This window comes from Halomonas halodenitrificans DSM 735, assembly GCF_000620045.1.
Lineage (GTDB): Bacteria > Pseudomonadota > Gammaproteobacteria > Pseudomonadales > Halomonadaceae > Halomonas > Halomonas halodenitrificans.
On the sequence record NZ_JHVH01000003.1, the window covers coordinates 80,501 to 103,756 of the forward strand.

At 65.1% G+C, this 23,256-nt stretch carries 18 protein-coding genes; 13 read left to right on the forward strand and 5 right to left on the reverse strand.

Going from position 1 to position 23,256, the window contains the following annotated elements:
• The first annotated feature begins 5 nt into the window (after positions 1–5).
• From mraY to lpxC, 10 genes are all read left to right on the forward strand, one after another.
• Entirely contained in the window at positions 6–1,088 is a 1,083-nt protein-coding gene (gene mraY / locus Q358_RS0104005; protein WP_027960872.1) for a phospho-N-acetylmuramoyl-pentapeptide-transferase, read from the forward strand.
• A complete protein-coding gene (gene murD / locus Q358_RS0104010) occupies positions 1,088–2,500 on the forward strand; it encodes a UDP-N-acetylmuramoyl-L-alanine--D-glutamate ligase (protein ID WP_051530166.1) in 1,413 nt (470 codons plus the stop codon). The genes mraY and murD overlap by 1 nt, the downstream gene beginning before the upstream one ends.
• Positions 2,497–3,717, forward strand: a complete 1,221-nt coding sequence (gene ftsW / locus Q358_RS16490; RefSeq protein ID WP_051530167.1) for a putative lipid II flippase FtsW — start codon at positions 2,497–2,499, stop codon at positions 3,715–3,717. The genes murD and ftsW overlap by 4 nt, the downstream gene beginning before the upstream one ends.
• Complete coding sequence (murG, locus tag Q358_RS0104020; RefSeq protein WP_027960874.1) at positions 3,714–4,802, forward strand: undecaprenyldiphospho-muramoylpentapeptide beta-N-acetylglucosaminyltransferase; 1,089 nt, start codon at positions 3,714–3,716, stop codon at positions 4,800–4,802. Before ftsW ends, murG begins: the two co-directional genes overlap by 4 nt.
• 58 nt (positions 4,803–4,860) lie before the next feature.
• Positions 4,861–6,273, forward strand: coding sequence for a UDP-N-acetylmuramate--L-alanine ligase (gene murC / locus Q358_RS0104025; protein ID WP_051530182.1), 1,413 nt, complete (start codon positions 4,861–4,863; stop codon positions 6,271–6,273).
• Positions 6,270–7,199, forward strand: a complete 930-nt coding sequence (locus Q358_RS0104030) for a D-alanine--D-alanine ligase (RefSeq protein WP_027960876.1) — start codon at positions 6,270–6,272, stop codon at positions 7,197–7,199. Before murC ends, Q358_RS0104030 begins: the two co-directional genes overlap by 4 nt.
• Positions 7,196–7,921 carry a cell division protein FtsQ/DivIB gene (locus Q358_RS0104035; protein WP_027960877.1) on the forward strand — a complete coding sequence of 242 codons (726 nt, stop codon included), beginning with the start codon at positions 7,196–7,198 and terminating at the stop codon, positions 7,919–7,921. Before Q358_RS0104030 ends, Q358_RS0104035 begins: the two co-directional genes overlap by 4 nt.
• Before the next feature lie 197 nt (positions 7,922–8,118).
• Positions 8,119–9,408 (forward strand): cell division protein FtsA, encoded by a 1,290-nt coding sequence (ftsA, locus tag Q358_RS0104040; RefSeq protein WP_027960878.1) that lies wholly within the window; start codon positions 8,119–8,121, stop codon positions 9,406–9,408.
• Positions 9,409–9,443: 35 nt separating this feature from the next.
• Positions 9,444–10,625 (forward strand): cell division protein FtsZ, encoded by a 1,182-nt coding sequence (ftsZ, locus tag Q358_RS0104045; RefSeq protein ID WP_027960879.1) that lies wholly within the window; start codon positions 9,444–9,446, stop codon positions 10,623–10,625.
• Positions 10,626–10,737: 112 nt separating this feature from the next.
• Positions 10,738–11,649: a UDP-3-O-acyl-N-acetylglucosamine deacetylase gene (gene lpxC / locus Q358_RS0104050; RefSeq protein WP_027960880.1), complete on the forward strand. Its 912-nt coding sequence runs from the start codon at positions 10,738–10,740 to the stop codon at positions 11,647–11,649.
• Between the two features lie 176 nt (positions 11,650–11,825).
• Here lpxC and Q358_RS0104055 read toward each other — a convergent pair whose 3' ends face one another.
• The gene (locus Q358_RS0104055; RefSeq protein ID WP_043487624.1) at positions 11,826–12,287 is read right to left on the reverse strand and encodes a DUF721 domain-containing protein; all 462 of its coding nucleotides are present in this window, start codon (positions 12,285–12,287) and stop codon (positions 11,826–11,828) included.
• 526 nt (positions 12,288–12,813) lie between these two features.
• Here Q358_RS0104055 and secA point away from each other — a divergent pair.
• The 3 genes from secA (at position 12,814) to Q358_RS0104070 (ending at position 17,841) form a co-directional block, all read left to right on the forward strand.
• Positions 12,814–15,552, forward strand: a complete 2,739-nt coding sequence (gene secA, locus Q358_RS0104060; RefSeq protein WP_027960882.1) for a preprotein translocase subunit SecA — start codon at positions 12,814–12,816, stop codon at positions 15,550–15,552.
• 35 nt (positions 15,553–15,587) lie between these two features.
• Complete coding sequence (gene argJ, locus Q358_RS0104065; protein WP_027960883.1) at positions 15,588–16,805, forward strand: bifunctional glutamate N-acetyltransferase/amino-acid acetyltransferase ArgJ; 1,218 nt, start codon at positions 15,588–15,590, stop codon at positions 16,803–16,805.
• A 79-nt stretch (positions 16,806–16,884) separates the two neighbouring features.
• Positions 16,885–17,841 carry a Nudix family hydrolase gene (locus Q358_RS0104070; RefSeq protein WP_245598267.1) on the forward strand — a complete coding sequence of 319 codons (957 nt, stop codon included), beginning with the start codon at positions 16,885–16,887 and terminating at the stop codon, positions 17,839–17,841.
• Between the two features lie 84 nt (positions 17,842–17,925).
• Here Q358_RS0104070 and Q358_RS0104075 read toward each other — a convergent pair whose 3' ends face one another.
• The 4 genes from Q358_RS0104075 to Q358_RS0104090 all read right to left on the reverse strand — a co-directional run bounded on the left by Q358_RS0104075 (position 17,926) and on the right by Q358_RS0104090 (position 23,190).
• Positions 17,926–19,446 (reverse strand): uracil permease, encoded by a 1,521-nt coding sequence (locus Q358_RS0104075; RefSeq protein ID WP_027960885.1) that lies wholly within the window; start codon positions 19,444–19,446, stop codon positions 17,926–17,928.
• A 198-nt stretch (positions 19,447–19,644) separates the two neighbouring features.
• Positions 19,645–20,832, reverse strand: coding sequence for an amino acid aminotransferase (locus Q358_RS0104080; RefSeq protein ID WP_027960886.1), 1,188 nt, complete (start codon positions 20,830–20,832; stop codon positions 19,645–19,647).
• Complete coding sequence (locus Q358_RS0104085) at positions 20,833–21,171, reverse strand: 4a-hydroxytetrahydrobiopterin dehydratase (RefSeq protein ID WP_027960887.1); 339 nt, start codon at positions 21,169–21,171, stop codon at positions 20,833–20,835. It lies immediately after the preceding gene.
• Positions 21,172–21,231: 60 nt separating this feature from the next.
• Entirely contained in the window at positions 21,232–23,190 is a 1,959-nt protein-coding gene (locus Q358_RS0104090) for a RecQ family ATP-dependent DNA helicase (RefSeq protein WP_027960888.1), read from the reverse strand.
• Positions 23,191–23,256 lie beyond the last annotated feature (66 nt).

Consider the following 23,256-nt stretch of genomic DNA (forward strand, 5'->3'; position numbering starts at 1 on the left):
GATACATGCTTCTTTATCTGGCTGAGTTTCTGGCGCAGTACTTCAGCGCCTTCAACGTCTTCGAATACCTCACGCTGAGGATGATCCTCGCTACCATTACCGCCCTGGTCCTCTGTCTGTGGCTGGGGCCGGTGATGATCCGCCGCCTCGTCGAGGGGCAGATAGGCCAGGCGGTTCGCGATGATGGCCCCCAGTCGCATCTCTCCAAGGCGGGCACTCCGACCATGGGCGGCGCCATGATCCTGATGGCGATTGCCGTCAGCACCCTGCTGTGGGGCGACCTGGCAAACCACTATGTGTGGATCGTGCTGGCCGTGACCCTGGGCTTCGGCGCCATCGGCTGGATCGATGATTACCGCAAGGTGGTGGAGAAGAATCCTCGCGGCCTGCCGGCACGCTGGAAGTATTTCTGGCAGTCGGCGATCGGCCTGGCGGCGGCGGTGCTGCTGTACGTCACCGCCGCCTCGCCGGTGGAAACCAGCCTGATCGTGCCGCTTTTCAAGGAATTTGTGCTGCCGCTGGGTCTCTTCTATATCGTGCTCACCTATCTGGTGATCGTGGGCAGCTCCAATGCGGTCAACCTGACCGATGGGCTCGATGGCCTGGCGATCATGCCTACCGTGCTGGTAGCCATGGGGCTGGGGATCTTCGCCTATGCCAGCGGCAATGCGGTATTCGCCGACTATCTGCAGATTCCGGGCATTCCGGGAGCGGGAGAGCTGGCCGTGTTCTGCGCCACCATCGCGGGTGCCGGCCTGGGCTTTCTGTGGTTCAACACCTATCCGGCCCAGGTATTCATGGGCGATGTGGGGTCGCTGGCCCTGGGGGCGGCCCTCGGGGTGGTGGCGGTGATCGTGAGACAGGAGATCGTGCTGTTCATCATGGGCGGAATCTTCGTGATGGAGACCGTCTCGGTGATTCTGCAGGTGGCATCCTACAAGCTCACCGGCCGGCGTATCTTTCGCATGGCCCCCCTGCATCACCACTACGAACTCAAGGGATGGCCGGAACCGCGGGTCATCGTGCGCTTCTGGATCATTACCGTGGTGCTGGTGCTGATCGGGCTGGCTACCCTCAAGGTCCGCTGATGAAGGGCGACACCGTCACCACCCGATCCGTCGATAACCGAGTGCCCTCGGGCACCACGCTGGTGGTGGGCCTGGGGCTCTCCGGGCGTGCGATCTGTCGCCATCTGGCACGCCAGGGCGTGCCCTTCATGGTGGCCGATACCCGGGAGTCGCCCCCCGGGCTGGATGACTTTCGCCTCGCCCATCCCGACGTTGCGGTCTACCTCGGCCATCTCGAGGCCCTCGACCTGGAAGCGGCCGAGGAGGTGGTGCTGAGCCCCGGCATCGATCCGCATGCCCCGGGGCTCGTGGCGCTGGCCGGCCAGACGAATCCGCTCACCGGCGAGCCGCGCCTGGTGGGGGAAATGGCGCTCTTCGTGCGTGCGGCATCCGCGCCCATCGCCGCCATTACCGGCTCCAATGCCAAGTCCACCGTGACCACCCTGGTGGGGGAGATGGCACGTGAGTCGGGCGTGAGGGTGGCCGTGGGGGGCAACCTGGGTACGCCGGCCCTCGACCTGCTCGTCGAGGTGCCGGATGCCGAACTCTTCGTGCTGGAGCTCTCCAGCTTTCAGCTCGAGACCACACCGCGGTTGGGCGCCGAGTGCGCCGCCTTCCTGAACCTCTCCGAGGACCATCTGGACCGTCACGGTGACATGGCCGGCTATCGAGCCGCCAAGCTGGCGGTGTTCCATGGTGTCCGGCATGCCGTGATCAATGCCGACGACCCCCTGACCTGGCCGGAGGCGGCACCTCCCGCCATCGACCGCTTTACCACGGAGCCGGCGCGGGACGGGGAGTGGCGCGTGGCCGGCCACGCGGGTGCCGACTGGCTGGTGCAGGGCGAAACCCCCCTGATGCCGATCGCCGCCATGCGCCTGGCAGGGCGTCATCATCAGGCCAATGCCCTGGCGGCCCTGGCCATGGGCCGGCGCCTCGGCTTCTCACCGGCCGCCATGTGTGCGGTGCTCGAACGCTTTCCGGGCCTGGCCCACCGCGGCGAGCTGGTCGCCGAGGCGGGTGGCGTGCGCTGGATCAACGACTCGAAGGGGACCAACGTGGGGGCGACCCTGGCGGCCATTGCCGGTCTCGGCCCCGTCCTCGATGGTCGGCTGATCCTGCTGGCCGGGGGGCTTGGCAAGGGCGCCGACTTTGCCCCCCTGGCCGAGCCGCTGGGCCGCTTCGGCCGCGAGGCGATTGTGTTTGGCACCGATGCGGGTCGCCTCGAGGCGGCTCTTGGTGCGAGGCTGCCGGTCACCCGCGTCGATGATCTGGCGGCGGCCCTGGAGCGCGCGGCGGCCATCGCCGAGCCGGGGGACGCCGTGCTGTTGTCGCCGGCCTGTGCCAGCCTCGATCAGTTCACCAACTACCAGGCCCGGGGCGATGCCTTTCGTGACTGGGTCCAACACCACCTGGCGCAGGAGGGGACATGAGCCGCCTGGCACGACTCCGAGCGGGACTCTCGACCCGTGACCACGCCTTCGATGGCTGGCTGCTGGTGGCCGCGCTGGGGCTGCTGCTGATCGGCTGGGTAATGGTAACGTCGGCCTCCACCGGGGTGGCGGCGAGCCTGACCGGCAATCCCTGGTACTTCAGCATTCGGCATGGCGTCTTCTTGGTCGTCGCGGTGCTGGTCGCGGCCGCGGTGCTGCGCGTCCCCCTGGGGTGGTGGCGGGCCAACGGACCGTTGCTGCTGCTGCTGGGGCTCTTGCTGCTGGGGCTGGTCCTGGTGGTGGGGCGCGAGGTGAATGGCAGCAAGCGCTGGCTGTCGATCCCCGGTGTGCCCTTCAATATCCAGGCCTCGGAGGTCGCCAAGCTGTGCTTCATCATCTATCTGGCGGGCTATCTCGAACGTTTTCTGCCCCAGGTTCGCCGCCACTGGGGCGCCTTCCTGCGCCCCCTGTTAGTGCTCGGCCTGTTCGGGTTCCTGTTGATTCTGGAACCCGACTACGGGGCCGTCGTGGTAATGACCGGCTGCGTGATGGGCATGCTGCTGATGGCCGGTGCCCCCTGGGGACGCTTCCTGATCCTGGCGGTGCTAGTGGTGGCGGGGGGCGCCCTGCTGGCCATCGCCGAACCCTACCGACTGGCGCGACTGACCAGCTTCGTTGACCCCTGGGCGGACCAGTTCGCCAGCGGCTATCAGCTGACCCAGGCGCTTATCGCCTTCGGGCGCGGTGGCTGGCTGGGCGTGGGGCTGGGCAACAGCGTACAGAAGCTCTTCTACCTGCCCGAAGCGCATACCGACTTCGTCTTCGCCGTGCTCGCCGAGGAACTGGGCCTGCTTGGGGCGGTCTGCGTCATCGGGCTCTTCGCCCTGCTGGTATGGCGTGCCATGGCGGTAGGGCGGCGTGCCGAGCTGGCGGGGCGCTCATTCTCCGCCTACCTCAGCTATGGGATCGCCCTGGTGATCGGCGCCCAGGCCTTTATCAATATCGCGGTGAGCAGCGGCATGCTGCCCACCAAGGGGTTGACCCTGCCGTTGCTCAGCTATGGAGGCTCCAGCCTGCTGGTCTGTACCTGCATGGTAGCGATGCTGCTGCGCGTCGATATCGAGACGCGCCGCGAACGGCAACGCCCGTCATCGACCGCCCCGCGAGCGGCGACCGGCGGTTCGCCCCCAACGATCGGACAAGGAGCCGACCAATGACGCCATCTTCTCCGCGTCGAGCATTGATCATGGCCGGCGGTACCGGCGGCCATGTGATTCCGGCACTCTCCCTGGCCCGCGGCCTGCAGGCACGCGGTGTGGAGGTGGCCTGGCTGGGGAGCCCGCGTGGCATCGAGAACCGCCTCGTGCCCGAGGCAGGCATTCCTCTCCACCGGATTGCCGTGGCCGGCCTGCGCGGTAACGGGGCCGCCGGCTGGGCGCTGGCGCCCTTCAAGCTGGTCCGGGCGGTGTGGCAGGCGTGGCGAGTCATTCGCACCTTCGACCCGCAGCTTGTGGTGGGGTTGGGTGGCTTCGCCAGTGGGCCCGGAGGGCTTGCCGCCTGGCTGGCGCGGCGTCCGCTGGTGATCCACGAGCAGAATGCCGTGGCGGGGTTGACCAATCGCGCCCTGGCGCGGCTGGCGACGCGGGTCTATGCCGCCTTTCCCCAGGCCTTTCAAGGTCGTGGGGAGGTGGTCGGCAACCCGGTGCGCGAGGAGATCGCGAGCCTGGGGGAGACGCCCCGCGGTGAAGGCGAGATGGCCGGGCGCCCGTTGCGTCTGCTGGTGGTCGGCGGCTCCCTGGGCGCCCAGGCATTGAACGAGGGGTTGCCGCTGGCCCTGGCGCGCCTGCCCGAAGGCCGGCGGCCGGCCGTGTGGCATCAGGCGGGGCGTGACAAGGATGCGGCGACGCGAGAGGCGTATGCGGCGCAGGGCATCGAGGCAGAGGTGGCGGCCTTTATCGGCGACATGGCCGGTGCCTATGCCTGGGCCGATCTGGTCGTGTGCCGAGCGGGGGCCTTGACCGTAGCGGAGCTTGCCGCCGGGGCCAAGCCGGCGTTGTTCGTGCCCTTTCCCCATGCGGTGGACGACCACCAGACCGCCAATGCCAGGGCGCTGGTGGAGGAAGGCGCCGCCCAACTGCTACCCCAATCAGGACTTTCCGCGGCAACGCTGGCCGACCGGCTGGCGGTGCTGCTAGACCCCTACACCCTCGCCACCATGGCGTCGCGGGCCCGTGCCTGCGCCCATCTCGACGCCGTCGAACGCCTGGTGGCCGGCTGCATGGAGACAGGCTTTGAGCGATAGCAGACCACACCAGAATACCGGCCAGACCACTGTCGCCTCCCGGGGGCGTGGCCTGGGCATGCGGCGTATCCGCAATATCCATTTCGTGGGTATCGGCGGTGCCGGGATGTGCGGCATTGCCGAGGTGCTCGCCAACCAGGGCTATCTGGTCAGTGGCAGCGATCTGCGTGAATCGCCGGTGGTTGACAGGCTGCGGCGCGGCGGTATTCGCGTGGCCATCGGTCATGCCACCGAACACGTTGCCGGCGCGGATGTCGTGGTGGTCTCCACCGCGGTGGACGAGACCAACCCGGAAATCATCTGGGCCCATGAGCATCGAGTACCGGTGGTGCGACGCGCCGAGATGCTCGCCGAACTGATGCGTTTTCGTCATGGCATCGCCGTGGCCGGCACTCACGGCAAGACCACCACCACCAGTCTGACCGCGACGCTGCTCGGTGAGGGCGGACTCGACCCCACCTTCGTGATCGGTGGCCGGCTGACCAGTGCCGGCACCAATGCCCGGTTGGGGGAGGGCGACTACCTGGTGGCCGAGGCCGATGAGTCCGATGCCTCCTTCCTGCATCTGCAGCCCCTGGTGTCCATCGTGACCAATATCGATGCCGATCATATGAGCACCTATGGTGGCGACTTCGAGAGGCTCAAGGACACCTTCGTCGAGTTCCTGCATAACCTGCCCTTCTATGGCCTGGCCATCCTCTGCATCGATGACGACCATGTGCGCGGCCTGCTCGATCGCGTCAGCCGCCAGTTCGTCACCTATGGCTTCAGCGAGGATGCCGACTATGGCATCGAGGACTTCGTGCAGGCGCAGGGCGAGGTGCACTTCACCGCTCGGCGCCCCGGGGCACTGGCGCCCCTCGAGGTGAGGCTGGCCATGCCGGGCCGCCACAATGCCCTGAATGCCCTGGCCGGCATCGCCGTCGCCAGCGATGCCGGCGTGGACGATGCCGCCATCCTGCGAGGCCTGGCAGGCTTCCAGGGGGTGGGGCGGCGCTTCCAGGTTCATGGTCACTTCCCGGCCCCGGGGGGCGAGGGGGAGGTGATGCTGGTTGACGACTATGGTCACCACCCACGCGAGGTGGAGATGGTGATCCGGGCGGTGCGTGCCGGCTGGCCCGAACGACGCCTGGTGATGCTCTACCAGCCCCATCGCTACACTCGTACTCGTGATCTCTACGAGGACTTCGTGCGCGTACTGGGTGGCGTCGATACCCTGCTGCTGCTGGATGTGTACACCGCTGGTGAGGTGGCGATCCCCGGCGCCGAGGGGCGCACCCTGGCCGGGTCGATCCGTCAGCGAGGCGCCGTCGACCCGATCTTCGTTCAGGAGAAGTCCGAGTTGCCCGAGTTGCTGAGTCGTGTACTGCGGCCAGACGATATCCTGATTACCCAGGGTGCCGGTGATATCGGCGGCATTGCCCAGGCGCTGGCCGGGGCGGCCCTGGCTCTCGACGAGGTGGAGTTATGAGTCTAGTGGCGAAGCTCGGGCGTGTTGTCGTGCTCTTTGGCGGCAGTTCGGCCGAGCGCGAGGTGTCTCTGAACAGTGGCCAGGCGGTCCTCTCGGCGCTGGCTCGCGCCGGCGTTGATGCCGTCGGCTATGATCCCGCCGAGGGTGGCCTGGTGGGACTCGAGGCCCTGGCGCCGGATCGTGTGTTCATTGCCCTGCACGGGCGTGGCGGTGAGGATGGCACCCTGCAGGGCGCGCTCGAACTGCTGGGTATCCCCTATACCGGCAGCGGCGTGCTGGGATCGGCATTGGGCATGGACAAGCAACGCACCAAGCTGGTGTGGCAGGCGATGGGGCTACCCACCCCCGAGGCGGAAATGCTGGGGCCGAATGCCGACTGGCAGGACGTGACCAGGCGCCTGGGACTGCCCCTGATCGTCAAGCCGGTCCATGAGGGGTCGACACTCGGCATCAGCGTGGTTCATAGCGCCGAGTCGCTGGCGACGGCCTATCATGAGGCGGCGCAGTTCGATGCGCGAGTGATGGCCGAGCGCTTCGTGCAGGGGGAGGAATACACGGTGTCGCTTGTCGGAGACGACGTCCTGCCGGCGATCCGCGTCGAGGCGGCCGGTGGCTTCTACGATTATGAAGCCAAGTACCTCTCCAACGAGACCCAATACCACCTGCCCTGCGGGCTCCAGGAAGCCGATGAGGCCGAGCTGGGCGAGCTGTGTCGCCGGGCCTATCTCGCCGTAGGGGGCGAGGGCTGGGGCCGCGTCGATGTAATGCGCGATGCCGAAGGTGGCTTCTGGCTGATCGAGGTCAACACCTCGCCGGGCATGACCGACCATAGCCTGGTGCCCCAGGCGGCCGCCCACGTCGGCATGGACTTCGAGACGCTGGTTCTGCGCATTCTCGCCTGCACCCTGGAGAACCGCCCGGCATGAGTCAGCGCAGTGGATGGTTGGGTGTGCTGCTGCTGGTGGCGTTGTTCGGCGCCGGCGGCAGGGCGCTGTGGATATGGCTCGACCGACCTCTCGAGCGGGTATCGATCGGCGGCGACCTGGAGCACGTCAGTGCCGACTATCTGCGTGACAAGCTATCGCCGCTGCTGCGCGGTCACACCTGGCTGTCGGTGGATGTCGCCGAATTGCGTGACCAGGCCCTGACGATAGACTGGGTCGCCGAGGCGCGAGTCAGTCGTGAATGGCCCAATGCCCTGACCCTCGAGCTGGTGGAACAGGTACCGGTGGCTCGCTGGAATGATGATTCCCTGCTCAACCCGAAGGGGGAGCCCTTCGCCATCGGTTCGGTGTCGCCCCCCGACGACTTGCCCGACCTCGCCGGCCCCCGGGGCAGCGGCCCCGAGGTGCTGGCCTACCATGAGCGCCTCGCGACGCGATTCGCCGAGCTGGGGCATGGGCTGACGCAGCTGCGCCTGGAGCCGCGCGGCGCCTGGCGCTTCCAGCTCGATGAAGGGGTCTGGGTGATGCTGGGCCGCGGTGATCGAGAGGGAAGGCTGGCGCGACTGTCTGCCGCCTGGCGTCGGCAGCTCGGTCAGCAGGTGTCGCATATTCGCTACATTGATCTTCGGTACTCCAATGGTGTCGCGGTGGCATGGCACGGCGAAACCGACCCGCTTGGCGAGGATGGCCAGGATGAGGGTTGAGGCCTTTTTCCGGTGAAACACGCATGGCAAACGGCATGCGCCTGTTTCTTTCGTGGCAAAATCGCCGTATCGTGGAGGGGCTTTTTTGTCCCGGGGTGGAGGAATGTGCTTAGTTGTTCCTATAATTGGCCCCAGGTTAATTTTCATGATTAGGCCCATCTAGTTAGTGGCCCAGGTTCGAGGAGACTCCCCGACTCATGGCAGGTCCATCCAACGCGTCCAATATGGTAGTCGGGCTGGATATCGGAACGTCCAAGGTGGTGGCGATCGTGGGGCAGCCCACCGATGACGGCGGCATCGAGATCGCCGGTATCGGCTCGCATCCCTCTCGCGGCATGAAGAAGGGAGTGGTGATCAATATCGAGTCCACGGTGCTATCGATCCAGCGTGCCGTGGAAGAGGCCGAGCTGATGGCCGGTTGCGATATCCACTCCGTGTATGTCGGGGTCGCCGGCAGCCATATCAGTTCGATGAACTCCGACGGCGTTGTCGCGATCAAGGATCGTGAGGTGACGCCCTCGGACATCGACCGGGTGATCGATTCGGCCCGTGCGCGGGCTATCTCCGAGGGTCAGCGCGTACTGCATGTGCTGCCCCAGGAGTTTGCCATCGATGCTCAAGGCGGCATCCGGGAGCCATTGGGCATGTCCGGTGTCCGCCTCGAGGCGCGGGTCCATCTGGTCACCGCCGCCCTCAATGCGGTGCAGAACATCGAGAAATGTGTGCGCCGCTGTGGACTGGAAGTCGACGCCATCATTCTCGAGCAGCTCGCCTCCAGCATGGCGGTGCTCACCGAGGATGAGCGCGAGCTCGGGGTATGCATGGTCGATATCGGCGGGGGCACCACCGATATTGCCGTCTTCACCGAAGGGGCAATTCGGTATACCGCGGTGATTCCCATCGCCGGCGACCAGGTTACCAATGATATCGCCATGGCGTTACGCACGCCGACGCAGCACGCCGAGGAAATCAAGGTCAAGTATGCCTGTGCGCTGACTCAGCTGGCCGCCAGTGATGAAATGATCAAGGTACCCAGCGTCGGTGATCGGCCGGCGCGGGACCTCTCTCGCCAGGCGTTGGCCGAAGTGGTGGAGCCGCGCTACGAGGAATTGTTTACCCTGGTTCGTGATGAGCTGCGCCGCAGCGGCTACGAGGATCTGGTGGCGGCTGGCGTGGTCTTGACCGGGGGGACCGCGCGCATGGAGGGCGTGGTGGAGCTGGCCGAGGAGATTTTCCATATGCCGGTGCGCATCGCCTGCCCCCAGAACGTGCGTGGGCTGGCCGATGTGGTGCGCAACCCGATTTATTCGACCGGCGTCGGTTTGTTACATTACGCTCTACAAGAGACACGACAGGGACATGGTCATCAGGCACAGGGCAACATGATGTCCGCACAGCCCCGGCGCGAGGACGCTGCACGGCGCGGCGACAAGGCCGATTCCTCGGCGCTGGCGAGGCTAAAAAACTGGTTGAAAGGCAATTTTTGACAGGATCGCCAGCGGCGGTTCAGGAGACGGGGCAAATGTTTGAACTAGTAGATAGCGCGCCCTCAAGCAGCGCGGTCATCAAGGTGATCGGAGTGGGTGGCGGCGGCGGTAATGCCGTCAACCATATGGTCGAGAGCAGCATCGAGGGCGTCGAGTTCATCTGCGCCAATACCGATGCCCAGGCACTCAAGCGCGTGGCGGCCAAGACCGTGCTGCAGCTCGGCAACGAGATTACCAAGGGGCTGGGGGCCGGTGCGAATCCGGACGTCGGTCGACAGGCGGCCATGGAGGATCGCGAGCGCATCGCCGAACTGCTCGAGGGTGCCGACATGGTGTTCATCACCGCCGGCATGGGCGGTGGCACCGGCACCGGTGGTGCCCCCGTGGTGGCCCAGGTGGCCAAGGAACTGGGCATCCTCACCGTGGCAGTGGTCACGCGGCCCTTTCCCTTCGAGGGCCCCAAGCGCATGCGCTCCGCCGAGGAGGGCATGCGTGAGCTCTCCGAGCATGTCGACTCGCTGATTACCATTCCCAACGAGAAACTGCTCTCGGTGCTGGGCAAGAGTGCCAGCCTCCTGACCGCCTTCAGTGCGGCCAATGACGTTCTGCTGGGTGCGGTTCAGGGCATTGCCGAGCTGATCACCAGCCCCGGCATCATCAACGTCGACTTCGCCGATGTGCGAACCGTGATGTCCGAAATGGGCATGGCCATGATGGGTACCGGTGGCGCCACCGGTGAGAACCGTGCTCGTGAGGCCGCCGAGAAGGCCATCCGCAGCCCGTTGCTGGAGGATATCGACCTTCACGGCGCACGGGGCATTCTGGTCAATATCACGGCTGGGCCGGATCTCTCCATCGGCGAGTTCAACGACGTCGGTGCCACCGTTCAGGAGTTTGCCTCCCAGGACGCCACCATCGTGGTCGGTACCTCCATCGACATGGAGATGACCGACGAGCTGCGCGTAACCGTGGTGGCCGCCGGCCTCGACGACCGACAGCAGAAGTCTGCCGGGCGTGAGGGTGCCAAGCGTGCCGAGCCGGCTAGCGACTATCGTCGCGGTGGTGCCCAGCCGGGTATTGCGGCGCGTCAGTCTGCTGCCACGGCACCGCGGGCGGAGCCCGAGGAGGCGCCCAAGCCGCGTCCCGAGAAGCGTCGCTCCCAGGAGCTCGATGATTACCTCGATATTCCGGCGTTCCTGCGCCGTCAGGCCGATTGAGGCGAACTATCGAGGCCATGCGCTGCACCGGACAAGTCTTCTTTGTTGAAACGCTTGTTCGGTGCTATAGTGAACGGTGTTTGATAACCCGACAACCGCCTGGCCACTGCTCATGATCAGACAACGCACCCTGAAGAATGTCATCCGCGCCACCGGCGTCGGCCTGCACTCCGGCAAGAAGGTCTACATGACCCTGAGGCCGGCGCCCGTGGATAGCGGTATCGTCTTCGTGCGCACCGACCTGGAGCCGGAGGTGATGATTCCGGCACGCGCGGCGCTGGTGACCGATACGACCCTGTGCACCGCCCTGACCCATGATGGCGCCAAGGTCGCTACCGTCGAGCACCTGATGTCGGCGCTCGCGGGCCTCGGCATCGACAATGCCTATGTGGACCTGAGTGCCGCCGAGGTGCCGATCATGGATGGCAGCGCCGGTCCCTTCGTGTTCCTTATCCAGTCGGCCGGTATCAGCGAGCAGAATGCCCCCAAGAAGTTTATTCGCATCAAGCGCGAGCTGACGGTTCAGGATGGCGACAAGGTGGCGACGTTCCGCCCCCACAAGGGATTCAAGGTGGGCTTTTCCATCGACTTCGATCATCCGGTGTTCGAGAGTCAGACCCAGACCGCCGCCGTGGACTTTTCCACCACCTCCTTCGTCAAGGAAGTGTCGCGGGCGCGTACCTTCGGCTTCATGCGTGACCTGGAGTACCTGCGCTCCAATAATCTCGCGCTGGGTGGCAGCCTGGACAATGCCATCGTTGTCGATGACTATCACATCGTCAACGAGGGTGGGCTGCGCTACGACGATGAATTCGTCAAGCACAAGGTGCTCGATGCCATAGGCGATCTCTATCAGCTTGGGTACAGCCTGATCGGCGAGTTTCACGGCGTAAAGTCGGGTCATGCGTTGAACAATCAGCTGTGCCGCGCCCTGATGGAGCAGCCCGACGCCTACGAGATTGTTACCTTCGAGGATGAAAGCGAGGTGGCCCCGATCTCGTTTTCTGCGCCCGCCATGGCCTGACCGCACGGACCGCGTCCGTGAGCTGTCAGTCACAAGCTTTACGCTGTAAGAGAAACGCCCCCTTGGCCTGGCCTTTGGGGGCGTTTCGGTTGAGGCTGTTCGTGGCTTACGGCTTACGGCTTACGGCTTACGGCTTACGGCTTACGGCTTACGGCTTACGGCTTACGGCTTACGGCTTATACTTCACGCTCGGCATGGGAGGCCAGGCGTTCCAGGGCCGCCTTGAGCCGGGGATCCTCGGTGTCGGCGGCGCAGCTGCTGATTTCATCGGCGGCCTCCGTCGGCAGGTGGCGCACCTGGCGCAGGGGGGCCTTGGGAGGGCGCACCGGCCTGACCTTGAGGTGAAAGCCCTGAACCGCTTCGAACCCCGGTAGCTCGTGCAACAGCTCCAGGAGCCTGGGTTGTTCATAGCGCAGCCGCGTCAGCCAGGCGGCGCCATCGGCGATCAGGGTCAACTTCCCGTCGCGAAAGCCGCCAACGTGCAGATGCTCCCCCAGCTCCTCGGGGAGGTTCGCGCGCAGGTGTCCCTGGGCGAGGTCGATCAACCGGGCCATTCGCATCAGCGACCCGAGCTCGCCCTGGCCACCCAGTAGCCGGGACATGGGCTGGGCGCGAAAGCGCTTAACCTTTATACTCATGGGCTTGACTCTCTCGTCCCGCACCAGGCGGGCCAGACGATAACGCGATGGGCCTGAAACGCCTGTCAGACTAGCACGCCCGGGAGCCCCTCGACAGCATGGCCGTGACCCTCAGCCACTCGCCTGCCGTATCCGTCAGACCCGCTCCAATACGGCGACACGCCCGTTGGTGGCTGGCCGGCCTGTTGGTGGGGTGTCTGCTGCCCGCGGGCCTGGCCCAGGGCGATGTGACACGACAGGCCGAGCGGCTGGTCCAGGTATGTATCCTGGCGCCGGCACTCATTCGCGCCAGTTCGCGCCTCAAGGCACGCCGGCGGAGGCGGGGCTGGTGGCCCTGGGTGCGGCGTACGGTATTGGCGCCTGTCGGCACTCCTGCTCTGGTTTCCGTGGCGGCGGTACAAGACACCGCCGCCCATGATGTCTTGACCCGCCGTGGTCCTCCTCCTGTGTGGCCAGCTTGATTCCTGACCATGGTCAGCCGCCCCGGGCGGTTGGCGAGATGCCACACGTAGATGACGGATACTTCATGATCAATTCCCTGTTACGCAAGGTCGTCGGCTCCAAGAATGACCGCGAAGTCAAGCGCATGGGCCGCCAGGTCGAGCGCGTCAATGTCCTCGAGAATGAGCTCGGCGAGCTCGATGATGCGGCCCTGAAGGCACGCACCGAGGCATTCCGCGAGCGCCTCGAGGGTGGCGAGGCACTGGACGCCCTGTTGCCCGAGGCCTTCGCGACGGTGCGCGAGGCGAGCAAGCGCATCATGGGCATGCGCCACTTCGATGTTCAGATGGTCGGTGGCATGACACTGCATAACGGTCGCATTGCCGAGATGAAGACCGGTGAGGGCAAGACCCTGGTGGCGACACTGGCCGTCTACCTCAACGCCCTGCCCGGCAAGGGGGTGCATGTGGTGACGGTCAACGATTACCTGGCACGCCGTGACGCCCAGTGGATGCAGCCGCTCTATGAATATCTCGGGCTCGACGTGGGCGTTATCTATGCCGGCCAGACCCCCGAAGAGAAGCGTGCCGCCTATGCCTGCGACATTACCTACGGCACCAACAACGAATTCGGTTTCGACTACCTGCGCGACAACATGGCCTTTTCCCTGGAAGACAAGGTCCAGCGTGGGCTGCACTACGCCATCGTCGACGAGGTGGACTCGATCCTGATCGACGAGGCGCGCACGCCGCTGATCATCTCCGGGGCCGTTGACGAGAATACCGAGCTCTACCGGGTGGTCGATCGACTGGCGTTGAATCTGGTTCAGGGGGAAGTGTCGGAAGACGCCGATGCCCCGATAGACGGTGACTTCACCCTGGAAGAGAAGCACAAGCAGGTGGAAATTACCGAGAATGGCCACCACAAGGTCGAGGGTCTGATGCGTGAGCAGGGACTTCTGGGTGAGGAGGACTCTCTCTACGCCGCCCAGAATCTCAACCTGCTGCAGCACATGCATTCGGCCCTGCGGGCTCGCCATCTCTATCACCGTGACGTCGACTATATCGTCAGCGACGGCGAGGTGGTGATCGTCGACGAGCATACCGGCCGCTCCATGCCGGGGCGTCGCTGGTCCGAGGGCCTGCATCAGGCCGTGGAGGCCAAGGAGGGCGTCACGGTGCAGCGTGAGAGCCAGACGCTGGCCTCCACCACCTTCCAGAACTATTTCCGCCTCTACGAGAAACTGTCCGGCATGACGGGCACCGCCGATACCGAGGCCTTCGAGTTCCGCCAGATCTATGGCCTCGATGTGGTGGTGATTCCCACCAACAAGCCGCTGGTTCGCCGTGACCTCAATGACCTGGTCTATCTGACGGCCGAGGAGAAATACGAGGCCATCATCGAGGACGTCAAGGCCGAGACCCAGGCGGGCCGGCCGGTGCTGGTGGGCACCGCTTCTATCGAGACATCCGAGTATCTGGCCGATCTCATGAAGAAGGGCGGCATCGACTTCAATGTGCTCAACGCCAAGCAGCACCAGAGTGAGGCCGAGATCATCGCCCAGGCGGGGCGTCCGGGGGCCATCACCATCGCCACCAACATGGCCGGTCGCGGCACGGATATCGTGCTGGGCGGCAACTGGGAGGCCGAGGCGGCGAAGCTGGAGAATCCCAGCGATGCGCAGGTCGCGCAGCTCAAGGCCGAGTGGCAGCAGCGCCATGAAGCGGTGCTGGCAGCCGGTGGCCTCCATGTGGTCGGCTCGGAGAGGCATGAATCGCGGCGCATCGACAATCAGCTACGTGGCCGTGCCGGTCGTCAGGGGGACCCGGGCTCGACACGCTTCTTCCTGTCGCTGGAAGACAGCCTGATGAGGCTCTTCGGGTCGGACCGGGTACAGCGCATGATGAAGGCCCTGGGGCTGGAACATGGCGAGGCAATCGAACACAAGATGGTCTCCAATGCCGTGGAGCGGGCCCAGAAGAAGGTCGAGAGCCGCAACTTCGATATCCGCAAGCAGCTGCTCGAGTATGACGATGTGGCCAATGATCAGCGCAGTGTGATCTATGAGCAGCGTAATGACGTACTCGCCTCGGAAGAGGTTTCTGCCGCGGTGGCCGGTATTCGCGAAGAGGTGATGGATCTGGCCATCAGCGACTATGTACCACCCCAGAGCCTGCCCGAGCAGTGGGACCTGGCCGGGCTCCAGGAGTATCTCCGGTCCGAACTGAACCTGGACGTGCCGATCGTGCAGTGGGCAGAGGAGGACGAGCGTTTCCATGAAGAGCAGCTGCGCGAGCGCCTGCAGACCCTGCACCGCGAGGCCTATGAGGCCAAGGTGGAGCAGGCCGGGGCCGAGCTGATGCGCCGCTTCGAGAAGCAGGCGATGCTGCAGGTGCTGGATACCCGCTGGAAGGAGCACCTTCAGTCCATGGACCACCTTCGCCGGGGGATCCATCTGCGGGGCTATGCCCAGAAGAACCCCAAGCAGGAATACAAGCGTGAGGCCTTCGAGCTGTTCCAGAACCTGCTCGCCAATATCAAGGCCGACGTGACGCGTATCCTGAGCCATGTGCAGGTGCGGCGCCCCGAAGAGGTCGAGGAGCTGGAGCGTCAGCGCCGTGAAACCCTGGAGCGCGAAAAGGCGACCGCGGCGAGCCGCCATGAAGAGCCTGACACCACCGCGGATGACACGGAGGCGATGGCACCCGCGCCGGGAGCCGATGGGCGTCCGGTGCGTCGCGAAGGGCCCAAGGTAGGGCGCAACGATCCCTGTCCCTGTGGGTCAGGCAAGAAGTACAAGCAGTGCTGTGGCAAGCTGAGCTGAACGTGGCCGGCGCCCAACCCAGAGGAGATGACGCGATGGCAGTGGGTGATACAAGTTTTCCCGCCATGTCGGCGATCCCCGGCCTTCGGCTGGGAACCGCCATGGCGGGAATCAAGAAGTCCGGCCGCCGAGACCTGGTGGTGATCGAGAGTCCCGAAGGTGCCCGGATGGCGGGAACCTTCACCCGCAATGCCTTCTGTGCGGCTCCGGTGACGGTGGCTCGTGAGCACCTGGCAAGCGGTGAAACACCTCGCTACCTGGTGATCAATACCGGCAATGCCAATGCCGGTACCGGTGATCCGGGGCTTCGCGATGCTCGCGACAGCTGCGCCGAGCTGGCTCGCCTGGCCGGTGTGAAGGCCCAGAGCGTGTTGCCGTTTTCCACCGGTGTGATCGGTGAGCCGTTGCCCATGGAGAGACTGCTGGCGGGTCTGCCTGCCGCGCTGGACAGCCTGGATGATGGCGCCGACGCCTGGCATCGGGCAGGCGAGGGGATTCTGACGACCGACACTCGCCCCAAGGGGGCGAGTGTCGCCCTGGAGATCGCCGGGCAAAGGGTCGTTATCAATGGTATCGCCAAGGGCTCGGGCATGATTCAGCCGAACATGGCGACCATGCTGGCCTTTGTGGCCACCGATGCCAGCCTCGAACAGGAGACGCTCGACAGAGTGCTGCAGGAGACGGTGGAGCGCTCCTTCAACTGTATTACCGTGGACGGGGATACCTCCACCAACGATGCCTGCATGTTGATCAGCACTCGGCGTGGCCCGGCCATTGAAGGAGAAGAGGCGTTGACCCTCTTTCGCAACGGCCTGCAGCGGGTGATGACGGAGCTGGCCCAGTCGATCATTCGTGATGGAGAGGGGGCCACCAAGTTCGTGGCGCTGCGGGTCGACGGTGCCAGCAGTCGGCAGGAAGCGTTGGATGTGGCCTTTACCGTCGCGAACTCGCCTCTGGTCAAGACGGCGCTTTATGCCTCGGATGCCAACTGGGGGCGGATACTCGCGGCAGTAGGCCGCGCGCCGGTGGCCGACTTCGATGTCTCGCGGGTGACCATCGATCTGGACGAGGTGCGGATCGTGGAGGGCGGCAGCCGCGCCCCGAGCTATATCGAAGAGGCGGGTAGCGCGGTGATGGCACGCGAGGAGATCGCCATTCGCATCACGCTTGGTCGCGGGGAGGAGAGCGCCACGGTGTGGACCAATGACCTCTCCCACGACTATATCAGCATCAACGCCGATTATCGCAGCTAGTCGGCATTAGCGTCAGCTCCGAATGATACGGTCAGACACAGATCCCGCGCCGTCGTGCGCGGAAAGGTTGGAAGGGTAGATGAACGCAATGGTGAAGAGACGGGTGCATGTGGCGGCGGCGGCCATTATCAGCGCCGACGGCGGTGAGGTATTGATCGCTCGTCGCCCCAGCAATGTCGATCATGGCGGGCTCTGGGAATTTCCCGGTGGCAAGCTGGCACCCTATGAAACAGGGTTGGGGGGGCTCCAGCGTGAGCTCCATGAGGAACTCGGTGTGGAGATTCGGCGTGCCCAGCCGTTGATCCGCATCCATCATGAGTATCCCGACAAGCATATCCTGCTCGATGTATGGCAAGTTCATGACTTTTCCGGCGAGCCCTTCGGTCGCGAGGGTCAGGCAGTGCGCTGGGTGCCGATGAAGGAGCTGATCAACTATCCCTTCCCGGCGGCCAATCTGCCCATCCTGCGCGCGGTAATGCTGCCCACCGAGTATCTGATTACCGGCGAGGAGGAGGATCCGGAGCGATTCGATGAGCGTCTCGAGCGAGCGTTGAGGGAAGACGGTGTGCGCCTGGTGCAGCTGCGTGCCAAGCAGCTGGATGATGCCGCCTATCTGGCTCGTGCGGAGGCCGCATTGACTCGCTGTCGGCAGTTCGGCGCGCGCCTGATACTCAACGCCGACCCCGAGTGGCTCGAGGCGGTAGATGCCGATGGTATCCATCTGACCAGTGAGCGCTTGATGCAGCTTGAGCGTCGCCCCATTGCCGAGGGGAAGTGGCTTTCTGCTTCCACCCACAATCGAGATCAGCTGGTTCAGGCGGGCAGGCTCGGCTGTGATTTCGTGACCCTCTCACCGCTGCGCACCACGCCGTCGCATCCCGATGTGCCGCCCGTGGGCTGGCACGACTTTCAGGAACTGGTGGAGCGCGCCGTCATGCCCGTCTTCGCGCTGGGCGGCATGACCCGCCACGATGCCAATCATGCGCGCGCGGTCGGAGCCCAGGGGGTCGCGTCGATTCGCGACTTCTGGAAGTAACGCCTCGCCGACGAACCCGGCAGACACCCACGACTCGCCCCGCCATCTGGCGGGGCGAGTCGTATACGGCGGCCGTGATGCCGCCTAGCCTAGCCGGGTGGCGGAGGTGATCGCCGACTGGCGCTGCTCCTGCCAGGCGAAGTAGAGAAACAGCACACCCATCACCAGATAGCCAAGGGTGTAGTCGCCCGCCGCATTGATGGCGAGTTTCGGTGCGTGCATCAGCCCCACGAAGGAGAAGCCTGCGGCCACGGCGGCGAAGGTGGCGGCGCGACGGAAGTGATGGTCGATGACCGCCACGGTCATGGCGCCCAGGAGGATCGCCGTGAACATGGCGCCCTGACCCAGGGGAACCACGCCGGCCGAGATGCCGGTTACCGTCTCCTCGGCGGCGCGGTTGAAGCGGGTCATCACATAGTTGGCGAAATAGGGCAGCATGGCCAGTGCCACCGCCGGGTAGTAGCGAGTATCGTTGGACTGGAAGGCGGTGGCGATCATCGACATGCCGACAAACACCAGAATCGGGGCGACTACCGAGACCGGGATGATGGCGGCCAGGGCGGCGATCAGGCCGAACATCGTGGCCACGGCGTAGACCACGCCATTGAGAATGCTGTAGCCGCGTCCGGCGCCCATCCACTTGGCTCCCACGGTGGCGATATAGACGGTGGTGGGAAAAACACCCCCGAACAGGGCGCCGATCATGGTGCCCACGCCGTCCACCGCCTGGCATTCGCGCACGTCATACTTGTCGCCGGCGGCCTCCATGGCCTCGACGTTGTTCATGGTCTCGATGGCATTATACAGCGTGATCGGCAGCACCACGGTCAGCACCGCCAGCATGCCGGTAAACAGCAGTCCCAGGCCCTCGAACCAGGCGAGGTTGGGTAACAGCGGGTAGAAACCCAGGTGGGTAAAGGCATCGCTGAAGCGTTCACCACCGGCGTCACCGATCAGGTAGGCCATGGCGGTGCCCACCAGGATGGCGAACAGGGAGGTCGGCAGCCGGAAGGGCATGGCCACGCGGGCGACCAGGCCCACGATAATGATCGCCAGCACCAGCAAGCCGATCACCGGCATCTCCAGGGTCTTGAACAGCATCTCTCCGGCGATGAACGTCAGTGCCACCCCCGCGACGGCACCCAGCATGGCTGCCCTGGGCAGATGATGCTGGACCCAGCGACCGATCAGGCTGATTGCCGCCTCGATGGCGCCGCTGATAAAGCACGCCGCCACCGCCACCTTCCAGGCCAGCTGGGCATCGCCGGTGAGCTGCTTGGCGGGCAGCAGCACGCCGAACAGGAAGACGAACATCACGGGCGTCGAGATGCCGTAGGAGAGGGCGGTGACATCTACCCGGTTCTCCCTGCGCGCCAGGCGCGCCGCGCTCCAGGCGTAATAGAAGTTGCCCGCCATCACCGCCACGGCGGCGCCGGGCAATACCTGGCCGAAAACGATCGATGCGGGGAAGCCCATGCCCAGCATGGTGATCGCGATGATCACGAAGTTGGCGATATTGTTCTGGAACAGGGCGAAGAAGGCGTCCGTGTCTTCCTTCTTGTACCAGGGGTAATGCACAGGGGAGTGCCCGGAGGGAGCCGCCATGGGAGAGCCTCTTGGTTGTCGAGTGAGGAGAACAGGGCCAGAGGACCGTCTCGCCTGGAGTTGACTGACTGGTCAAGTCCGGCCGTTCCCGGGACGCCACGCGGCGCCCCGGGCACCGGCGGCAATGGCGTCGAGTCTACCCCAAACGCAGACGCCCGGGCAGGGCCCGGGCGTCTGGATTGGCGAGTGAGGCGTGGGTCAGTTGACCGCCGCGATCGCCTTGGCGAGGTACGGCAGGTTCTCGTGGGAGAAGCCGGCGACGTTGGCGCGGCCGGAGCGCACCATGTAGATGCCGAACTCGTCACGCAGGCGGTCGACCTGCTCGGGCGTCAGGCCGGTGTAGCTGAACATGCCACGCTGCTCGGCCACGCAGGCATACTTCTGGTCCAGCCCGTAGGGCTTGAGCGCCTCGACAAAGTCACGACGCAGGGTGTTGATGCGGTCGCGCATCTCGGTCAGTTCCTCGCGCCAGCTGGCGGCAAGCTCGGCGGAGTGCAGGATCTCGCTGACGATGGCGCCGCCGTGGGCCGGCGGGTTGGAGTAGTTTTCACGGGCCACGATGGCGATCTGCGAGCGCACGTTCTCCATCTGCTCGGCGTCCTTGGCGACCATGATGAGGCAGCCGGTGCGCTCGCAGTAGATCCCGAAGTTCTTGGAGCAGGAGCTGGTGATCATCACCTCGTCGAGGTTCTCGGCCAGCAGGCGTACGCCGTAGGCATCCTCGTCCAGGCCCTCGCCGAAGCCCTGGTAGGCGAAATCGACCAGGGGGAGCAGGCGGCGCTCACGGAGCACCTCGAGCACTACTTGCCACTGTTCACGGGAGAGGTCGAAGCCGGTGGGATTGTGGCAGCAGGCGTGGAGGACGACGACATCCCCTTCGGGAATCTGCTTGAGTGCCGTGAGCATGCCGTCGAAATCCAGGCGGTTCTCGGCATCCACGTAGGGGTACTTGTGGATCTCGATGCCGGCGGCGGTAAAGATACCGTGATGGTTGGGCCAGGTGGGGTCGGAGACCCAGATGCCCTTGCCGGGCAGTTTCTTGGCGACGAAATCCGCCGCCAGGCGCAGGGCGCCGGTGCCGCCGGGTGACTGAGTGGCGCTGGCGCGGCCGGCTTCGAGTACCGGCGACCCCTCGCCCAGCACCGTGGGCAGGATGACCGCGCCATACGCCGGCGCGCCATGGGAGCCGATGTAGGTCTTGGTGGTCTCGTTCTTGAGCAGCAGGGCCTCGGCTTCCTTGACGGCGCGCATCACCGGGGTGTTGCCCTGAGCGTCCTTGTAGACGCCGACGCCGAGATCGACCTTCTGGGGATTGGTGTCCTTCTTGAAGGCCTCGATCAGACCGAGGATGGCGTCCCCGGGAACCCGCTCAATGTGTTCGAACATTTATTTCGCTACCTCGTCGGTTCTGGCGGCAAGAATGAAGTCGTTGCGGTGCAGGCCCTGGATCTTGTGTGACCACCAGGTCACGGTGACCTTGCCCCATTCGGTCAGCAGTGCCGGGTGGTGATCCGCCTGTTCGGCGATCTCGCCGACGCGCTGGGTGAAGGCCAGCGCCTGCTGGAAGTCGGGAAAGGTGAAGGCCCGCTCGAGCTTCATGATGCCACTGCGCTCGACGATCTGCCACTCGGGCACCTCCGCGCCGAGCTCCTTGCGCTCCGTCTCGGTAACGCTGGGGGCATCGAGGCGGCAGGCCTCACAGGCCTGTTGGGAGAGTTGGCTCACGGTGTCACCTCCTGGAAAGGATGGGTACATGATGCAAGGTCGTGCACCCCGAACGGGGCGTCAAGCCGCGTGTTTCGCGACCCACTCGCGCACCTCCCGGTAGGGATAGCCCTCGAGGGCGCCGAATCCCGGCAGTTGTCTGGCCTTGATCCGGGTGAACAACGGCGTGGTGATGCCGCACAGGAAGCGTGCCAGCAGATCGGGTGTCGGGGGGTGGCCATCCCCCTGGTGGGCCAGGCTCTGGTGAAACGGGCCCAGCCATTCATCAGGGTGTCGGGCCGTTAGCGGGGCGCGCTCGGCCCCCTGGGGAAGCCGGGCCGGCTGGCCACGGCAGGCCGAGCAGTGGCCGCAATGCTCGGGGGCGCGGTCGTCTCCGAACCAGCCGGCCAGGCGTCGGCTCAGGCAGCTTTCGCTCTCAAAGAGCCCAAGCATGGCATGCAGCCTGTCGATCTCGGCGGCTTCCTTGGCGCGGAAGTCGTCATGGAGCTCATCGCTTAGCGCGCCTGGGTCGACATCCGGCGTCAGTACCTCGTAGACCTCGGTGAGCTGGCGGCTCTGGAGCTCGAGCCAGCCCTTGTCGACGAAGTAATCCAGGGCGGTGATCACCCGGCCGCGGGTCGTATCCAGGCCACGCTCCTGGCCCAGCGCCTCGAGGCGGGGGAAGTCCAGGTCATACCAGGTACGCGCCTTGTTTGACGCATCGAGGATCGCTCGGACAAACGCCTGGCGTTCGCCCTGGAAGCGGGTCACCAGCTCCTCGGGGTCGCACAGCAGCTTGAAGCGGTAGTCGGCGAAATAGGCGTGGCGCGGACGAATGATGCCGCGCAGCTCCAGCTGTACCAGCAGGGTCTTGAGGGGGAGCGGGCGGATGTTGGCGTGCAGGGAGAGGGCGTTGAGCGTCAGCTCCCAGCGCGTCCCGCCGGCCTGTAGCTCATCGAGGACTCGCCGGATGCCGTGGTGCTCCGGGGTGTCGCCATAGACAAAGGTTTCCAGCACGCCGAGGGTGTCGCGGCCGGCCAGCATCAGGCAGCGGGAGGGCTTGCCGTCGCGCCCGGCTCGACCAATTTCCTGGCTATAGTTCTCGATCGACTTGGGCAGGTCGTAGTGCACAACGGCGCGGATATCCGCCTTGTCGATGCCCATGCCGAAGGCGATGGTGGCGACGATGCAGTCGTTGTGGCCGGCCATGAAATCGCGTTGGATCGCCTCGCGCTTCTCGGCGCCCAGGCCGGCGTGATAGGCAGTGGCGCCGATGCCGGCCTTGTTCAGATAGGCGGCCAGGCGCTCGGCGGTCTGTTGCAGGGTGACGTAGACGATGGTGGGAGAGGGGGCCATCTCGTCGCGTTGCTGCCTCAGCCAGGTCGCCAGGGCATGTGGCCGCGACTCTGTGGGAACCGGGGCCACGGTGAGCTCCAGGTTGTCGCGATAGAAACCGGTAGTGGTGACGTCCTGCGCCGCGATGCTGAAGCGCTCGCGCATATCCGCGATTACCCGGGGGGTGGCCGTGGCGGTGAGCAGCAATGCCTGGGGAATGGCGAATTCACGCTGGTAGTCGGGCAGCTTCAGGTAGTCGGGACGGAAGTTGTGGCCCCACTCGGAGATACAGTGGGCCTCGTCGACCACCATCAGGGAAATCGGCACCCGGCGTATAAAGGCTCGGAAACGCTCGTTCTTGAGGCGTTCCACCGAGATCATGAGGATGCGAATCTCGCCACGCTCGACCCCCGCCATCACGGCGGCGGCCTCCTCGCGGCCCTGCCCGGAGTCGATGCTGGCGGCCCTGATGCCGTGGCGCTCGAGAAAGGCCAGCTGGTCCTGCATCAGTGCGAGCAGCGGAGAGATGACCAGGGTCAGGTGCGGCAGGTGCAGGGCGGGCAACTGATAACAGAGGGACTTTCCCGAGCCGGTGGGGAAGATGGCGGCCGCCGAGCGGCCGGCCATCACCGCCTCGACCACCGGCCGCTGACCGGGGCGAAAATCGGCGTAGCCGAAGCGGCGCTGGAGGGTCTCGTCGAGCATGGTGCGCGCCATTTCTTTATGGATGAATATTCAGTTTAGCTGTTTATGTTGGGTATTGCTTCTCGA

Excerpts from the sequence above, each read along its gene's own strand:
- Q358_RS0104070 (WP_245598267.1), top strand. The coding sequence starts at position 16,885 with ATGAACGCAATGGTGAAGAGACGGGTGCATGTGGCGGCGGCGGCCATT.
- Q358_RS0104055 (WP_043487624.1), bottom strand. The coding sequence starts at position 12,287 with ATGAGTATAAAGGTTAAGCGCTTTCGCGCCCAGCCCATGTCCCGGCTA.
- Q358_RS0104030 (WP_027960876.1), top strand. The coding sequence starts at position 6,270 with ATGAGTCTAGTGGCGAAGCTCGGGCGTGTTGTCGTGCTCTTTGGCGGC.
- secA (WP_027960882.1), top strand. The coding sequence starts at position 12,814 with ATGATCAATTCCCTGTTACGCAAGGTCGTCGGCTCCAAGAATGACCGC.
- Q358_RS0104075 (WP_027960885.1), bottom strand. The coding sequence starts at position 19,446 with ATGGCGGCTCCCTCCGGGCACTCCCCTGTGCATTACCCCTGGTACAAG.
- Q358_RS0104035 (WP_027960877.1), top strand. The coding sequence starts at position 7,196 with ATGAGTCAGCGCAGTGGATGGTTGGGTGTGCTGCTGCTGGTGGCGTTG.
- murC (WP_051530182.1), top strand. The coding sequence starts at position 4,861 with ATGCGGCGTATCCGCAATATCCATTTCGTGGGTATCGGCGGTGCCGGG.
- Q358_RS0104080 (WP_027960886.1), bottom strand. The coding sequence starts at position 20,832 with ATGTTCGAACACATTGAGCGGGTTCCCGGGGACGCCATCCTCGGTCTG.
- ftsA (WP_027960878.1), top strand. The coding sequence starts at position 8,119 with ATGGCAGGTCCATCCAACGCGTCCAATATGGTAGTCGGGCTGGATATC.
- Q358_RS0104090 (WP_027960888.1), bottom strand. The coding sequence starts at position 23,190 with ATGCTCGACGAGACCCTCCAGCGCCGCTTCGGCTACGCCGATTTTCGC.
- lpxC (WP_027960880.1), top strand. The coding sequence starts at position 10,738 with ATGATCAGACAACGCACCCTGAAGAATGTCATCCGCGCCACCGGCGTC.
- mraY (WP_027960872.1), top strand. The coding sequence starts at position 6 with ATGCTTCTTTATCTGGCTGAGTTTCTGGCGCAGTACTTCAGCGCCTTC.
- ftsW (WP_051530167.1), top strand. The coding sequence starts at position 2,497 with ATGAGCCGCCTGGCACGACTCCGAGCGGGACTCTCGACCCGTGACCAC.
- argJ (WP_027960883.1), top strand. The coding sequence starts at position 15,588 with ATGGCAGTGGGTGATACAAGTTTTCCCGCCATGTCGGCGATCCCCGGC.
- ftsZ (WP_027960879.1), top strand. The coding sequence starts at position 9,444 with ATGTTTGAACTAGTAGATAGCGCGCCCTCAAGCAGCGCGGTCATCAAG.
- murG (WP_027960874.1), top strand. The coding sequence starts at position 3,714 with ATGACGCCATCTTCTCCGCGTCGAGCATTGATCATGGCCGGCGGTACC.
- murD (WP_051530166.1), top strand. The coding sequence starts at position 1,088 with ATGAAGGGCGACACCGTCACCACCCGATCCGTCGATAACCGAGTGCCC.